Source organism: Nocardioides lentus (assembly GCF_039529515.1).
Taxonomy (GTDB): Bacteria; Actinomycetota; Actinomycetes; order Propionibacteriales; family Nocardioidaceae; genus Nocardioides; species Nocardioides lentus.
This window is the reverse complement of sequence record NZ_BAAAMY010000001.1, coordinates 395,356-409,945: the sequence shown is the minus strand read 5'-3', so window position 1 is coordinate 409,945 and position 14,590 is coordinate 395,356. Positions and strand designations below refer to the sequence as shown.

Annotated in this window: 15 protein-coding genes; 3 read left to right on the top strand and 12 right to left on the bottom strand. The window is 76.0% G+C overall.

What is annotated here, in order from left to right; genetic code table 11:
• Window positions 1-7: 7 nt before the first annotated feature.
• The 3 genes from rpsR to rpsF form a co-directional block, all read right to left on the bottom strand.
• The gene (gene rpsR / locus ABD158_RS01940) at window positions 8-244 is read right to left on the bottom strand and encodes a 30S ribosomal protein S18 (RefSeq protein ID WP_240234826.1); all 237 of its coding nucleotides are present in this window, start codon (window positions 242-244) and stop codon (window positions 8-10) included.
• Between the two features lie 131 nt (window positions 245-375).
• Window positions 376-990 (bottom strand): single-stranded DNA-binding protein, encoded by a 615-nt coding sequence (locus ABD158_RS01935; RefSeq protein ID WP_344002909.1) that lies wholly within the window; start codon window positions 988-990, stop codon window positions 376-378.
• Between the two features lie 108 nt (window positions 991-1,098).
• Window positions 1,099-1,389 (bottom strand): 30S ribosomal protein S6, encoded by a 291-nt coding sequence (gene rpsF, locus ABD158_RS01930; protein WP_344002906.1) that lies wholly within the window; start codon window positions 1,387-1,389, stop codon window positions 1,099-1,101.
• A 248-nt stretch (window positions 1,390-1,637) separates the two neighbouring features.
• Here rpsF and ABD158_RS01925 point away from each other — a divergent pair, with 248 nt between their 5' ends.
• Window positions 1,638-2,672 (top strand): serine/threonine-protein kinase, encoded by a 1,035-nt coding sequence (locus tag ABD158_RS01925; RefSeq protein WP_344002903.1) that lies wholly within the window; start codon window positions 1,638-1,640, stop codon window positions 2,670-2,672.
• Window positions 2,673-2,826: 154 nt separating this feature from the next.
• Here ABD158_RS01925 and ABD158_RS01920 read toward each other — a convergent pair whose 3' ends face one another.
• From ABD158_RS01920 to ABD158_RS01900, 5 genes are all read right to left on the bottom strand, one after another.
• Window positions 2,827-4,731 carry a hypothetical protein gene (locus ABD158_RS01920; protein ID WP_344002900.1) on the bottom strand — a complete coding sequence of 635 codons (1,905 nt, stop codon included), beginning with the start codon at window positions 4,729-4,731 and terminating at the stop codon, window positions 2,827-2,829.
• Window positions 4,728-4,880 (bottom strand): hypothetical protein, encoded by a 153-nt coding sequence (locus tag ABD158_RS01915; protein ID WP_344002897.1) that lies wholly within the window; start codon window positions 4,878-4,880, stop codon window positions 4,728-4,730. The genes ABD158_RS01920 and ABD158_RS01915 overlap by 4 nt, the downstream gene beginning before the upstream one ends.
• Window positions 4,877-6,262 (bottom strand): hypothetical protein, encoded by a 1,386-nt coding sequence (locus ABD158_RS01910; protein ID WP_344002894.1) that lies wholly within the window; start codon window positions 6,260-6,262, stop codon window positions 4,877-4,879. Before ABD158_RS01910 ends, ABD158_RS01915 begins: the two co-directional genes overlap by 4 nt.
• Window positions 6,263-6,469: 207 nt before the next feature.
• A complete protein-coding gene (locus ABD158_RS01905; protein ID WP_344002891.1) occupies window positions 6,470-8,224 on the bottom strand; it encodes a hypothetical protein in 1,755 nt (584 codons plus the stop codon).
• Window positions 8,221-9,582: a hypothetical protein gene (locus ABD158_RS01900; protein WP_344002889.1), complete on the bottom strand. Its 1,362-nt coding sequence runs from the start codon at window positions 9,580-9,582 to the stop codon at window positions 8,221-8,223. Before ABD158_RS01900 ends, ABD158_RS01905 begins: the two co-directional genes overlap by 4 nt.
• A gap of 132 nt (window positions 9,583-9,714) precedes the next feature.
• Here ABD158_RS01900 and ABD158_RS01895 point away from each other — a divergent pair, with 132 nt between their 5' ends.
• Both ABD158_RS01895 and ABD158_RS01890 read left to right on the top strand, forming a co-directional pair.
• Window positions 9,715-11,133: a threonine dehydratase gene (locus tag ABD158_RS01895; RefSeq protein WP_344002887.1), complete on the top strand. Its 1,419-nt coding sequence runs from the start codon at window positions 9,715-9,717 to the stop codon at window positions 11,131-11,133.
• Between the two features lie 10 nt (window positions 11,134-11,143).
• Window positions 11,144-11,944 carry a deoxyribonuclease IV gene (locus ABD158_RS01890; protein WP_344002884.1) on the top strand — a complete coding sequence of 267 codons (801 nt, stop codon included), beginning with the start codon at window positions 11,144-11,146 and terminating at the stop codon, window positions 11,942-11,944.
• Window positions 11,945-11,975: 31 nt separating this feature from the next.
• Here the strand turns inward: ABD158_RS01890 and ABD158_RS01885 are convergent, their stop codons facing one another.
• The 4 genes from ABD158_RS01885 to ABD158_RS01870 are packed head-to-tail and all read right to left on the bottom strand — an operon-like array spanning window position 11,976 to window position 14,495.
• On the bottom strand, window positions 11,976-12,662 hold the full coding sequence (locus ABD158_RS01885) for a hypothetical protein (protein ID WP_344002881.1): 687 nt from the start codon (window positions 12,660-12,662) through the stop codon (window positions 11,976-11,978).
• Window positions 12,653-13,843 carry a hypothetical protein gene (locus ABD158_RS01880; protein WP_344002878.1) on the bottom strand — a complete coding sequence of 397 codons (1,191 nt, stop codon included), beginning with the start codon at window positions 13,841-13,843 and terminating at the stop codon, window positions 12,653-12,655. The genes ABD158_RS01885 and ABD158_RS01880 overlap by 10 nt, the downstream gene beginning before the upstream one ends.
• Window positions 13,840-14,148, bottom strand: a complete 309-nt coding sequence (locus tag ABD158_RS01875; protein WP_344002875.1) for a hypothetical protein — start codon at window positions 14,146-14,148, stop codon at window positions 13,840-13,842. Before ABD158_RS01875 ends, ABD158_RS01880 begins: the two co-directional genes overlap by 4 nt.
• Window positions 14,145-14,495, bottom strand: a complete 351-nt coding sequence (locus tag ABD158_RS01870) for an SAV_915 family protein (protein ID WP_344002872.1) — start codon at window positions 14,493-14,495, stop codon at window positions 14,145-14,147. Before ABD158_RS01870 ends, ABD158_RS01875 begins: the two co-directional genes overlap by 4 nt.
• Between the last annotated feature and the right edge of the window lie 95 nt (window positions 14,496-14,590).

Genomic DNA, 14,590 nt, shown 5'->3' with positions numbered 1-14,590 from the left:
TCCGCGCTCAGCGGCCGGTGGCCGTGTAGGGCAGCAGGGCGACCTCGCGGGCGTTCTTGACCGCGATGGCCACGTCACGCTGGTGCTGGACGCAGTTGCCGGTCACCCGACGCGCGCGGATCTTGCCGCGGTCGGAGATGAACTTGCGCAGCAGGGTGGTGTCCTTGTAGTCGACACCGTCCGCCTTCTCCTTGCAGAACTGGCAGACCTTCTTCTTGGGCTTCCGGACGATTGCCTTCGCCATTGTGGTGCTCCTTCATGCGAGCCCGGCCGCCGCACCCCGAGGGGCGCGCGCACCGGAATGGTGGCTGGATGAGATGGATCTGGTGGCCGTGGAGGCCGGGGTCCGAGGACCTGACGGGTCGGACAAGACGATCAGAACGGCGGGTCGTCGTTGCCACCGACACCCGGGGCGCCCCAGGGGTCGTTGCCGGCCGGCGGGCGTCCGCCGCCCTGCTGGCCGGACGGCGCGGGCGAGGCCCACGGGTCGTTGGCCGGGGCGCCGCCCTGGCCGCCGCCCTGCTGGCCGCCGCCGTAACCGCCGCCACCGCCGCCGCCCTGCTGGCCGCCGTAGCCGCCACCGCCGCCGCCCTGGTCGCCGCCGTACCCGCCGCCACCGCCGGAGCGCTGGGTGCGGGTGACCTTGGCGGTCGAGTAGCGCAGCGCGGGGCCGACCTCCTCGACGTCGAGCTCGTACACGGTGCGCTTCTCACCCTGCTGGGTGTCGTACGAGCGCTGCTTGAGGCGGCCCTGCACGATGACGCGGGCGCCCTTGGTCAGCGACTCCGCGACGTTCTCGGCGTACTGGCGCCAGACGGCGCAGGACAGGAAGAGGGCCTCCCCGTCCTTCCACTCGTTGCTCTGACGGTCGAAGGTCCGCGGCGTCGAGGCGATCCGGAAGTTGGCCACCGCGGCACCCGACGGGGTGAAGCGGAGCTCCGGGTCGTCGACGAGGTTGCCGACCACGGTGATGACGGTGTCGCCTGCCATGTCGTACTCCTAGGTCCTCTGGGTTGGTGGTCCCCATGCTCGTGCCTGGCACCGACGGTGGATACCCGTGTCTCCACAGGCACCGGCCGGCGGCTCAGCGCGCGAGCGTCAGGAGGCCACCGGGCGGATGACCTTGGTCCGCAGGATCGACTCGTTCAGCGTGAGCTGACGGTCGAGCTCGGCGACGGTGGCCGGCTCGGCCTGCAGGGTCAGCACGGCGTAGATGCCCTCGGCGTGCTTGGCGATCTCGTACGCCAGGCGCCGACGGCCCCACACGTCGACCTTCTCCACGGTGCCGCCGTCGTTGCGGACGACGGTCAGGTAGCGGTCCAGCGACGGCTCGATGGTCCGCTCGTCGAGGGACGGGTCGAGGATGATCATGACTTCGTAGGCACGCACGCGGGTCCCCACCTCCTGTGGTCTCGGCGGCCGCGGAACTTCCGCGGCAGGAGGGCGTTGCGTCCGCCGGGGGCCGCGAGGCCCTTCTCCGGCGGTCCGCCGCACACGGACGCCCCTCCTGCGGGGCACGTGCACGGCGACAGGCCACAGTAGCCCAGCCGCGCCCCCGCACCGAAATCGCGCGACGGGCCGGCGCTGGGGACGAAAGGGGGTTCACGGCGCCGGGCGTGGGTAGGGTGTCGCTCGCCATGAGTCTGCCTGCCAACCACCCGCTCGCGGGCCGCTACGTGCTGATCGACCAGATCGGCGCCGGCGGCATGGGCTCCGTCTGGCGTGCGTGGGACCTGCGCACCGAGACCTTCCGGGCCGCGAAGGTCCTCGGCCAGCACGACGGCGGGATGCTGCTGCGCTTCGTGCGCGAGCAGTCGGTGCGGATCCAGCACCCCCACGTGGTCGCGCCCAGCGGCTGGGCGGCCGAGGACAACCTCGTCGTCTTCACCATGGACCTCTGCCACGGCGGCTCGGTGCAGACGCTGGTCGGCGACCACGGCCCGCTGCCCGAGGCCTACGTGACGGTCCTGATGGACCAGCTGCTGCAGGCCCTCGACGCGGTGCACGGCGCCGGCGTCGTGCACCGCGACGTGAAGCCCGCCAACCTGCTCCTCGAGGCGACCGGCACCGGGCGTCCCCACCTGCGGCTGTCCGACTTCGGCATCGCCGCCCTCGTCGAGGACGTGCGCCTGACCCGCTTCCCCGGTGCGATCGGCACCGAGGGCTACATGTCGCCCGAGCAGAACGAGGGCGCCCCGCCCGACCCTCAGCAGGACCTGTACGCCGCGGGGGTCGTCGGTGTCTACATGCTCACCGGCCTCGAGCCCCGCCAGCAGGACGGCGTGCCCGAGAGCCGCCTGAAGCCCCTCCTCGAGGCGATGGTGGCCACCGACCCCGCCCAGCGCCCGCCGTCCGCCGCGGCGGCGCTGGACTACCTGCGCCGCGTCGGCGTGCCGCCCGGCGCCCCCTGGCAGGCCGACCCCGAGCCGCCGGAGGTCTTCGACCAGCTCGGTGACGCCCAGGTGCCCGCCTGGGCCGGCACCCAGGGTCCCGCCTCGGGCGGCTTCGGTGGCGGCACCAACCCCGTCACCCCCGGGCGTGCCGGCACGCCCGCCCTCGGCGCGGGCGCCGTCGACGAGGGCTCCCCCGGCTCGGCGCTGACCATCGCGATCGTCTGCTTCGTGCTCGCGCTCGTCCTCGCCGGCGTCGCGCTCTTCCTCACCCTGGGCTGACCCCCACCGCGACGGCCCCGCACGTCCGGGGCGCTCGGGGTCGCTCGGGGTCGCTCGGGCTCATCGACGCACGACGGGGCGGCGGACTCCTCGTCCGCCGCCCCGTCGAGTGTCGTGGCGCGTCGTGGTGCGTCGTGGTGCGCGCGGTCGCGCCCTAGCGCTGCGGTGGCTCCCACGGGGCCTGCGGAGGCCCCTGCGGCGGAGGCCCCTGCGGCGGAGGCCCCTGCGGCGGAGGCCCCTGCGGGGGGCGACCCGGGCCGGGGCCGCCCTGCCACGGCGTCGGCCCCGGCCCGGACTGGCCCGGGTGCGGACCGGGCCGCACCTGGGTCGGCGGGGTGTCGGGACCTCGGCCGGGCCACGGCTGCTGGGGCCCACCCGGGCCCCACCCCGGACCGCCCGGGCCTCCCGGGCCGCCCGGGCCGTTCCAGCCACCCGGGCCCGGCGGCGTCGAGGACCCACGCCGGCGGCCCGAGCGACGACCGCGGGCGAGGAGGAAGCCGCCCACGCCGATCACGACGACGAGCAGGGCGCCCATCGCGTAGACCCACCACGGCACCGACTCGTCCTCGACGGCCTCGGTCGCGGCCGGGTCCTCCTCCGCGGCGAGCTGCTCGAGCTCCGCCGCCGCCGCGGCCCCGTCGTACGACGAGGGCTCGGCGTCCGTCTCGGGGCCGGGCAGCGGCTGCGGGCCCTCCCCGTCATAGACCGGCGCCGGGTTGAACTCCTCGCTCGGCTCGTTGGCCGCGGTCTGGACGCTCAGCGTCAGGGGGAGCGTCGCGTCCTCCTCCCCCGTGAGGTTCTGGGCCCACACGGCGACGTAGTAGGTGCCCGCCTCCCCGATCGAGGGCAGCGACGGCGGCAGGCCGCCGGAGTAGCTGGACGCGGTGAGGTTGCGGTAGGCGCCGGCGCCCACGCTGTAGGTCTGCGCCTGCACCCGGGAGGTGCCGGTCCCCACCACGCTGGACTGGCCGTAGAGCGGGTCGAAGGCGCCCGCGGGGTCGGTGGTGCCGCGGACGGTCTCGCCGACGAACCCGCCCTCGGGCGCGACCAGGCGCATCTCCAGCGCCCCGCCCTGGTTGACCTCGGCGGCGTCGACCACGGCGGCCTGGACGGCGAGGAGCTGGCCGTACTCCACGGGCACCGCGAACCACGACACGCGCCCGAGCGGGAGGTCGACGTGGGTCCCCCCGGAGGGCTCGACCGGGCTGGCCTCGGGCTTGCTCGGCCCGGGGGCGACCTGCGTCTCGACCTGGTCGAGCGGGGTCTCCTCGAACTCCGAGCCCGGGATCGACTGGGCGGTGAACCCCAGGTCGGCGTCGTTGGTCGGGACCGGCGCCTCCCAGATGCTCAGCTCGTACGGCGTGCCCGGCGGCGGGGCGTTGCTGCCCGGCGCGAGACCGATGCGCAGCACGTCCGCGGCCGCGCAGGCGTCGTTGTTGGGGAAGCTCGTGCCGCCGTAGGTGACCATCGGCATCACGTTGGCGAACTGGTCCCGGTCGCGGACCACCTGGCCGCAGGCCCGGGAGTCGCCGTCGGGCCGCGCCTCGGGCTCGATGACGACGAAGCGCAGGCGGTTGGACGGGTTGACCTCGTCGAGGAAGGTCACGCCGAACCGGACCACGGAGCCGGGGATCGTGCGCCGGTACTCGTAGGCCCGCAGGGTCGGCGCGGCCTCGGGGTCCTCCGGCTGCTCCGGCAGCACGTCGACGTAGCGGCCGGCGGTGACGACGGCCGCCGAGGATCCGTCCGGACCGCCCTCGACGGGCTCGAGGCCAGGGACCTCCGGTCGCTCGGCGCCCTCCTCGCCGGCGTCCGGCGACTGCTCGTCACTCGCCGGCAGGGCCGCGACACGGGCCTGCTCCGCCGCGGTCAGGGACGGCGCCAGCTCTCGCGCCGTCCGGGCGGCCGGGGCGGACGAGGTGGAGGGGGTGGACGCGACGGCCGGGGCGGGCGCGGCGGCAGCGCCCGGGACGGCGCCCGGGACGGCGCCGGCCAGCAGCACCGAGGCGAGGCCGGCGGCCAGCAGGGCGGCCGACCGGGGGCGGGGACGGGTGGTCATCGGTGGCCTCCCGGCGTACGACGGCGTGAGCGGGCGAGCAGGACGAGACCGACGACGGTGAGCAGCGCGGCGACGCCGACGAGTCCGAAGACCAGGGCCCAGGACCCGGTGACCCCGACCGCGACGCCGGGCAGCGGGAGCGCGCTCACGAGCGGCTCCGACGGACCCGGCCGACGGCGACGCCGCCGACGGCGGCGAGGAGCGCGGCGCCGGCGAAGAGGCCCAGCACCAGCAGCCAGGGGGCCTCGTCGGCCGACTGCTCGCGGGCGGCCTGCTCCTCCTCCTCGGTGGCCACGTAGCCCGAGCCGTCGAGCGCCGAGAGCGGTGCGGCGTCGGTGGTGTACTCCGGCGGGCTGGCCGCGTAGTCGGTGATGGTGGCGACCGTCATCTCGATCTCGGTCTCCTCGCGGTAGTTGTCCTGGTCGAACTCCCCGCCGGGGATCTCGAGCGCGAGGAAGTAGGTGCCGGCGAAGGCGGCCGGGGCGGCCGCGGTGGAGCCGAAGCCGCCGCCGCTGAGCCCGCCGACGCCGCCGGTGCGCAGCCGGTTGGTGTAGGTCACGATCGGCGTGGACCAGCCGGCGGGTGCCTCGCCGTTGACGGGCAGCGCCGGACCGGGGCCTCCGCTGGGGTCGACCTCGCGCAGCAGACCGCCGAGCGGGGAGACCCAGGCCGGGGTGATGTCGCTGAAGCCGTTGAAGGTGCTGCCGTCCGCGATGGACGCCTCGACCTGCGCGTGCTGCCCGAAGGTCAGGGGGAAGGCGAAGATCGTCGGCTCGCCGCGCCGGATCGTGGTCCGGTAGGTGCCGTCGGCCAGGGGCTCGGCCTCGGTGAAGCTGGTCGCGCCGTCGACCTCCTGGGGCTCGGCGGGGTTCATCTGCACCCAGGGGCTGTCCTCGTTGGGCGCCGGCAGCGCGCCGGTGTCCTCGACCGCGGGCTCGCGCCAGATCACGAGCTGGTAGAAGGCGTCGGAGGGCAGGGACTCGTCGGCGATCTCCTCGTTGGCGACCGAGATGACGATGGACTCGGCGTCGCGGCAGTCGGGCGATCGGTTCGAGCTGGCCAGCTGGGTCAGGAACGACCGCGAGTCGAGGTCGCTGCCGACGCCGGCGTTGCACTCGCGGGTCGAGTCGCCGTCGGCCACCCCGGTCAGGTTGAGGCCGGCGTAGTCGTAGCCCCGGTCGACCTGCGTCGTCACGCCGTACCAGATGACCTCCTCGGGGTCGCCGCGGCTGACCTCGAAGAAGTGCTCCGCGCCGGCCTCCGGCACGTTCATCGTGTAGGTGCCGGTCGTGACCTCGGCAGCGGCGCCGATCGAGGTGCCCGGCTCGATCCGGTCCCCGAACGGTGCCTCGAACGTCGCGGTGTCGCCCTGGTCGCTCTGGTCGTCCTGGCCGCCCTCCTCGCTCGCCAGCGAGGGCGGGGTCACCGCGAGGGTGGTCGCGGCCAGCACCGCGGCGAGACCGACGCCGGCGGGACGCCGGAGGCGGTGCCGCGGCGGGCGCGGGGGGTACGGCGGGCGGGGCTGTCGCACCTGGGCCTCCGGGGTGGTGGTCCGCGCGGGGTCGGCGGGCGCGGGGTGACGGGTGGTCGACCGGGGTCCTGCCCCGGTGGTGGTCGGATGAAACCACATCCGTCACGTGGGTTCCGCCCGATCACGCCGGCCCGCCGCGGCCGCCGCCCCCCGTCGAGCCCCGTCGAGCCCCCGTCGAGCCACCGTCGAGCCCCCGTCACGCCACCGTCACCCTCCGGGGGGCGGGTCCCAGCGTCCGGGGGCACGGGGCGGGCGGGCCTCGCCCGGGCGGCCGCTCCACGGGGTCGGTCCCTCGCCGGACAGACCGGGGTGCGGTCCCGACCGGATCCGCGTCGGCGGGGTGTCCGGGCCGGGGTGCGGTGGCCGGCCTCCCGGGCCGCCGGGACCGGCGCCGCCGGGACCCCCGGACCAGGGCGGGCCGGGCGGGCCGGGCGGGCCGGGCGGGCGGCCGGGTCCCTGCCCGTCCCACGCCCGTCGGCGGTCGCGGATCCGCCGGGCCCGGGCCAGCGCGAAGCCGCCGACGGCGAGGAGCAGGACCGCCGCAGCCCCGAGGAGGTAGGTCCACCACGGCACGGTCCCGTCCGCGGCGGCCTCGTCGTCACGCTGCTCCCGCGCCGCGACCCGTCGGTCGAGGTCGGCGGTCGCCGCGGCCCCGTCGTACGGCTCGGGCTCGACGTCGCCCGCCGGACCGGGCAGCGGCTCGGGCCCCGCCCCGTCGTACTCGGGCTCGGCGCCGAAGGCGCCCGGCAGGTCCCAGGTCCGCGTGGTCAGCGTCATCGGGAGGGTCGCGCCGTCCTCCCCGACGAGGTCCTGGGCGTGGACGGCGACGTAGTAGACGCCCGCGGTGGCGATCAGGGGGCCGGCGTCGAACGAGGCGCCGTTGGTGAAGTCGGGGGCCGCCAGCAGCCGCAGCGCCCCGGGGCCGGTGGAGTAGGTCTGGAGCTGGGTGCGCGTGGTGCCGGTGCCGACGACGCCGGCGGGGCCGTACGCCGGGTCGAAGACGCCCACGCCCGGGGTGAGCACCTCGCCGGCGAAGCCACCGACCGGCGAGAGGATGCGGGTCTCGAAGGTGGCCCCCTGGTCGACCAGGTCCGCGTCGCGGACCGCCGCGTCGACGGCCAGGATCTCGCCCACCGCGAGCGGGACCGCGAACCACGCCACCTCCCCCAGGGGCAGGTCGACGTGCACGGCGCCGTCCGGCTCGACCGGCGTCGCCTCCGGCTTGCTCGGGCCGGGGTCGACGGCGCTGGTCACCTCGGCCGGGTCCGCCGGCTCGAACGTCTCGGACCCCGGGCTGAACGCCGGCAGGGGCAGCCGGTCGAGGTTGGTCGGGGGCGGTTCCTCCCAGATGCTCAGCTCGTACGGCGTGCCCGGCGGGACGGCGCGCTCGCCGGTCGCGGCGACGCCCACCCGCAGCGTCTCGGCCTCGGCGCAGGCCCGCTTGCGGGGGAAGGAGGAGCCGCCGTAGCTGACGAGCGGCATGCTCGTCGCGCTCGTGCCGGGGACCCGGACGACCGCGCCGCAGACCGTCGAGTCCCGCTCGCCCTCGCTGGGCCGGATCATCGCCAGGCTCGCCCGGCTGGAGGCCGGGACCGGCTCGAGGAACGTGACCCCGAAGTGGACCGTCGAGCCGGGGATCGTGCGGGTGAACTCGTAGCCGCGGAGGTTGGTCTCCTGGTCCTCGGGGTCCTCCGGCAGCACGTCCACGTAGCGCCCGGCCTCGATCGGGGCGACCGGCGTCGCCCCGGCACCGCCCTCCACCGGCCCCAGGCCGGGCAGCTCCGGACGCTCGCCCGCGGCGCCGCCGACCTCGTCGGCGACCCCGACCACGGTGGGCCCGGTGGGGCCGGTGGGGCCGGTGGGCCCGGCGGCCGACGCTCCCGCGGGGCCGGGGGCCGCGAGCAGCAGCCCCAGGGCGAGCAGCACCGCGCGGGGCACGGCCCGCCGGGCCGGCGCCCTCACCGCGGATCCCCCGCCCGCGACCCGAGGACCCGACCGACGGCGATCCCGCCGACGACGGCCAGCAGCGCGGCGAGCGCGAACAGGCCGCCCACGAGCAGCCAGGGCGCGGGCCTGGCCGCGGCCTCCCGGGCCGCCTGCTCCTCGGCCGCGGTCGCGACGTAGCCCGACCCGTCGAGCGTCGGCAGCGGTGGCGGCTCGGCGACGTAGGCGGGCGCGGAGCCCCGGTAGTCCGTGATCGTGGCGACGGTCAGGTCGAGCACCATCTTGTCGGTGTAGGACTCGGCCTTGGCGCCCGCTCCCGGCAGCTCGAGGACCAGGAAGTAGGTGCCGGCGAACGCGGCGGGCGCGGCGGCCTGGGAGTCGCGCCCGTCCAGGTTGCCGACACCGCCGGTGCGCTGCCGGTTGGCGTAGGTGACGATCGGCGTCGACCACCCGGCGGTGCTCGCCCCGTCGAGCCCGAGCAGCGGGTCCGGCCCCCCGGCCGGGGTCACGCGCCGCAGCTGTCCGCCGAGCGGCGAGATCCAGGCGGCGTCGACGTAGTCGAGGCTGTCCTCCGGGCGTGCACCCTCCACGATCCTGGCCTCGACCTGGGCGTGCTGGCCGAAGGTCAGGGGGAAGGCGAAGACGGCGGCGCGGCCCTGGCGGACCGTGGTCCGGTAGGTGCCGTCGGCCAGCGGCTCGGCGTCGACGAACGTCGAGGCCCCCTCCACCGCTCGCGGCGGGTCGGTGGCCTGGACGGGGGTCCAGCGGCTGTTCTCGTTGGCCCCGGGGGCCAGGTCGTCGGGATCGGTCGGCGGCTCGGTCCACACGACGAGCTGGTAGGAGCCGTCGGTCGGGACCACCTCGTCGGCGATCTCGTAGCTCTCGACCACGACGACGACCGACTCGGCGTCGCGGCAGTCGGGCGAGCGGTTGCCGCTCGCGAGCATGGTCAGGTACGACAGCCCGTCGAGGTTGCTGATCTGCCCCTCGTTGCAGGTGCGGGTCTCGTCGCCGTCGGCGATGCCGGTGGCCGCGAGGGTCCCGTAGAAGATCGGCTCCTCGAGGTCCGCGGTGATGCCGTACCAGAGGACCTGGCCGGGCTGGGTGCGCCTGATCTCGAAGAAGTGGTCCTGGCCCGGCTCGGGGACCGGCACGACGTAGGTGCCTGTCGTGACCTCGGTGGCCCCGGCGATCGAGGTGCCCGGCTCCACGGGGTCGCCGAAGGGCTCCTCCACGCCGGCCGGGACGCTCGCCGCGGGGCCCGTGCCCAGCGCCAGCGACGTCGCCGCGAGCAGCGCGGCGAGACCGGCGGCGAGGGAGCGCCGGGCCGACGGGCGGCGCCGGCCGCGGGGCGACGTACGGGTCGGGTGGCGCACCGGGCCTCCAGGCGTGGGGTCCGGGAGGACCGGACGTCGACGGGCTGAGGCCGGGGTCATGCCCGGGGACGGGTCCGGGCAAACCACCGCCGAGCCGTGCGGGGCGCGGCGTCGCGCGGGTACCGTGCGCCGGTGAGCCACCACCAGCCGCCGCCTCCACCCGACGGCCCCGCGGCCGACGGGGCCCAGGCGGCGGACGACGCCGCGCGACGGGCGGAGCAGGCCCGGCTGTACGGCGCGCCCGTCGACGACCTGGCCCGCGAGATGGAGCAGCTGCTCGGCATCGACGCGCGCGAGCTCGCCTCCACCCTGGGGATCTCCGCGCCGATGCTCGCCCGGGTGCGCGAGGGCCGCCGCGCCCGGATCGGCAACCCCACCGCCACCGCGCGGCTGGTGATGCTCCGCGACTTCTGCGGCCACCTGCGCGCCGGTCGGGCGAGCGCCGCCGACGTCCCGCTCACGCTCAGCCAGGTGCGGGCCGCCTCCGGACCCCCGCCGAGTCACTACCCGACCCCGCAGGCCCCCCTCCTCCCCCGCTCCGCCGCGGCGCCGGAGGACCCCTTCGCGCTCACCGACGAGACGCTGCGCGCCGCCACGGCCGTCGTGCGCCGCCACGTGCGCGCCACCCCCACCCGGCGCTGGCCGCTGCTCGAGCAGGTCACGGGCGTCGAGACCTGGGTCAAGCACGAGAACCACTGCCCGACCGGCGCCTTCAAGGTCCGCGGCGGGCTGGTGCTGCTCGACCGGCTGCTCGCCGAGCGCGGTCGCGAGGGTCTCCCGGGCCTGGTCAGCGCCACCCGGGGCAACCACGGCCAGAGCCTCGCGTACGCCGGGGCCGCCGCGGGCGTCCCGGTGACGATCGTCGTGCCGGAGGGCAACAGCCCCGACAAGAACCGCGCGATGGAGGGCTACGGGGCGCGCCTCGTCGTCCACGGCGACGACTTCCAGACGGCCCGCGAGCACGCCGACCACCTCGCCCGGACCGAGGGCCTGGTGGGGGTGTCGGCCTTCCACCCGGCGCTCGTCGCCGGCGTCGCGACGTACGCCGCGGAGCTGCACGCGTCCGTGCCCGACCTCGACGTCGTCTACGTGCCGGTCGGCATGGGCTCGGGCGCCGCGGCCAACGTCGCGGTGCGCGACCTGCTCGGCCTGCGGACCGAGGTGGTGGGCGTCGTCGCCGACCGCGCCCCGGCGTACGCGCTGTCGCACGCGGCGGGCGAGCCGGTGTCCACCGAGACCGCCGACACCGTCGTCGACGGCGTGGCCTGCCGGGTCCCCGACCCGGACGCGGTGCGGATCCTCGCCGCCGGCGTCTCCCGCGTCGTCCGGGTGGGCGACGACGCCGCCCGCGACGCGATGGCCCTCATGTACCGCGCCACCCACAACCTCGCCGAGCCCGCGGGGGCGCTGTCCCTGGCCGGCCTGCTCGCCGACACCGCGCGACCCGCGTCCCACACCCGGGTCGCCGTGGTCCACTGCGGCGGCAACTGCGACGCCGACGTGCTCCTCGCCGCCCTCGCCGGGGCGCCCGGCGTCGGCGACGGTTCCTAGACTCGGGGCCATGACCCTGAGGATCGGTGCCCACGTCGCCCGCGAGGACCCGGTCGCGGAGGCGCAGGCCCGCGACACGACGGTGGTGCAGTTCTTCCTCGCCGACCCGCAGGACTTCAAGGCCTCCCCCGAGGTGCTGCGCGAGGGCGGCGCCGAGCAGCTGCGGGCCGACGCCGAGGCGGCCGGCATCGACCTCTACGTGCACGCGCCGTACGTCATCAACGTGGCGACGCTCAACAACCGGCTGCGGATCCCGTCGCGCAAGCTGCTGCAGAAGCACGTCGACGCCGCGACCGCGATCGGCGCCAAGGGCCTGATCGTGCACGGCGGCCACGTCGGCAAGGACGACGACCCCACCACCGGCTTCGACAACTGGCGCAAGGCCGTCGAGGCCACCGACCTCACCCTGCCGCTGCTGATCGAGAACACCGCGGGGGGCGACAACGCGATGACCCGCTACCTCGACCGGATCGCGCGCGTGTGGGAGGCGGTGTCGGCGGCCGAGGGGTTCGAGCAGGTCGGGTTCTGCCTCGACACCTGCCACGCCCACGCCGGCGGCAACCCGATGGAGACCGTCGTCGAGGACGTCCTGGCCATCACCGGTCGCATCGACCTGGTCCACGCCAACGACAGCCGCGACGACTTCGACTCCGGCGCCGACCGCCACGCCAACTTCGGCTCCGGTCGCATCGACGCCCAGCTGCTGGCGCAGGTCGTCGCCGACGCAGGCGCGCCCGTGATCTGCGAGACCCCCGGTGGCGCCGCCGAGCACCGCGCCGACTTCGCCTGGCTGCGCGAGCGCACGAGCTGAGCGCCGCGTCCCCGGCCACGGCCGCAGCGGTTCAGCGCCAGGGGACGGGCCCGGGGCCGCGCGGTCGGCGTCGGCCCCGCGCCGCCTCGATCCTCTCGACGACACGACCGGCCGGCACGTCGAAGCACAGGGCCGAGAACCTGAGCGGGGGCTCCCCGTCCGCACGGGGACGCACGACGACCTGCGTGCCGACCTCGTTGAGGGCCACGCTGCCGATCGCGTCCCACGCGATCGTCCGGTCGGTCCGGCCCCCGCGGTAGCGCAGCCCGTCGCTGTCGGTGGACACGCACCAGAGGTGGAGCCGACCGGTCCCGGCGCGGACGAGGGTCGGGACGGATGCCAGGACGGCGACCGCCAGCACCAGACCGGCCCCCTGGCCCCGACGCCCGAGGCCCGACGCCGGCTCCGACAGCAGGAACCACGACGTGACCCCGGCGCCGACGAGGCCGAGCACCGTGCCCACCCCCACCAGGACCGCGAGCGTGACGGACCCGCGGAGCGGTTCCGTCTCGGGCGGCATCACGCCGTGGGCGGGCCGGGCCGCCCAGGCGAAGGCCAGACCCAGGATCGCCAGGCCCACCGCCGCGAGGCCGACGCCCGACCCGGTCCAGCCCCCCGCCTCGCGGGCCATCAGCAGGAGCCCCACCGTGCCCACGACCACGATCGCGAGCACCACGAGCACGGACCAGCCCGGCACCCTCAGCCTCGTCACAGCCATGACGTCACCTTGTCCCACCCGTCCGAGACCGCGTCACCGACCGCGTCCGCGGCGTCCGACACCGCGTCGTCGACGCCGTCGGTGAACCCGTCCGGCAGGGCGTCCCAGCCGAACTTGACGGCGGCCCCGACCGCGATCCCTGCGCCGACGGCCAGGGCGGCCGTCCCCCACGCGGGTGCGGTGATGACCCCGGCGGCACCGAGGGCCAGCACACCCGCCGTGGCCGCGGCCCCGCCGAGGGTGCTGAGCACCACCCCGGTGGGCGACTCCCCGTCCTGGATGTCCTGCCAGGCGAAGTAGCCGTCGACCGCCAGGCCGAACGGTCCGAGGAGCTTGGCGCCGCGTCGCAGCCACTTCGCCTGGTCGCCCAGCTGGCGGGCGTCGCGGTGGTGCGCGTCGCGCCGTTCGGTCGCCTCCGGGGTCCTGGCCCGGTCCCTCCGAGCCCCAGCCCGGCGTGAGCGGGCGGCCTCGGCGATCTTGCGCGCCTCGCGTCGATGAGCGGCTGCCTGGTTCACCACGTCCTGCGCGCGGCGGGTCAGGAGGAGCTCACCGATCTCGAACCCGGCCCCCCGCAGGAGCGGACCCCACTGCGAGCTGAGCTCCACCGTCAGGGCACCGACCCCGCCGTCCTCCTCCGCGTCGTCACGGGCGGGCCCGAGGGTTGCCTCGATCCAGTCGCTGTGCCGCTGGTACTCACGTCCGACGTCCTCGCTCAGCCGGTTGTACAGCTCGAGCTTGTCGACTCCGGCGTCGTGCAGGGCCTTGTCCTCCTCCCAGGCGTCGCGGTCCGCCGCGCTGCTCCCCGGGAGCAGGCCCGCGAGGGGAGGGACCGCCGGGGGCTCGGCGATGACCTGCCCGTCCACCTCCAGCCCCCCGGCCCTCGCCGCCCCCCGGACCCTGGCCATCTCGCCCTTGACTCCCCGCAGGTGAGCGGCGTAGTCGTCGAGGGCGTCGGCGGCTCGACCGATGCGTTTCTCGTGGTCGTCGGTGTGCTCGAGCAACGTCCGCGCGAAGGCGGCGTAGGCGTTCCCGGCGTGCCCGTCCCACTCGCTCTCGGCGGTGCGCCGGGCCCGGGCCGTCGAGTCGCCGGCGCCCTCCACCCCGGACCGGAGGGTCTCCCTCAGCCAGGTGGCGGCGGCCCGCACCGCGGGGACCGAACCGCGCACCTCCGTGTCGATCACCGGGACCCGTCGCTCTCGAGGTCGTCGCCCATGTCGCGCATCACCCGCGCGACCTCGGCCTCCGTCTCGCCGAACTCGCCGTCGGTGTCCCTCACCACGACAGCCGTCGCGGAGCCGATGTCGGCGAGACCGGCCGCCGTCTCCGCCACGCCCGCGATGATCCGTCCGACGTGCACCGACCCGAGACCGGCATCTACGCCCTCCGGCATCGAGCGGGCCGTGTCGGCGATCTCGCGGGCCCCATCGTCGTGCTGACGAGCGATGTCCTCCCCCGTCGTGGCGCCGAGCCTGATGTCGCGGGTCACGAGGTGCTCAACCGCATCGCCCTCGGGAGCGCGACGTCGAGGTAGGCCGCGTCGAAGTGCTTCAGGTCCTTGATCTCGTCGAGGCGCTCGGTCTCCCACAGCACCCACGGGTGCGCGTCACCGCACGCCCGGCCCAGGCGGTCGAGGGCGGAGTAGGCCATGAGGGCAGCTCGCCCGTCGTCGAGCCTGACCATCATGATCTCGCTCAGCGCGCCGTCCGCGTCCAGCCGGCAGGGCAGGTAGACGACGGGCGGGGACACCACCCGGACCGACCCGTCCGGCAGGGTGTCGCCGACCGCGGGCGTGGGGGACGGCCGGTCCGGCGCAGGAGGGACGTCGTCGGTCACCGTGGGATCCTCTCGTGGCGGTGGGCCGCTCCGTCCCGGACCCGTGGCCACCTCCGCCTACCCGGCTGCCGTCGCCGCAAACCCGGGCACCGGCG

Excerpts from the sequence above, each read along its gene's own strand:
- ABD158_RS01925 (WP_344002903.1), top strand. The coding sequence starts at position 1,638 with ATGAGTCTGCCTGCCAACCACCCGCTCGCGGGCCGCTACGTGCTGATC.
- ABD158_RS01885 (WP_344002881.1), bottom strand. The coding sequence starts at position 12,662 with ATGGCTGTGACGAGGCTGAGGGTGCCGGGCTGGTCCGTGCTCGTGGTG.
- ABD158_RS01920 (WP_344002900.1), bottom strand. The coding sequence starts at position 4,731 with ATGACCACCCGTCCCCGCCCCCGGTCGGCCGCCCTGCTGGCCGCCGGC.
- rpsR (WP_240234826.1), bottom strand. The coding sequence starts at position 244 with ATGGCGAAGGCAATCGTCCGGAAGCCCAAGAAGAAGGTCTGCCAGTTC.
- ABD158_RS01935 (WP_344002909.1), bottom strand. The coding sequence starts at position 990 with ATGGCAGGCGACACCGTCATCACCGTGGTCGGCAACCTCGTCGACGAC.
- ABD158_RS01890 (WP_344002884.1), top strand. The coding sequence starts at position 11,144 with ATGACCCTGAGGATCGGTGCCCACGTCGCCCGCGAGGACCCGGTCGCG.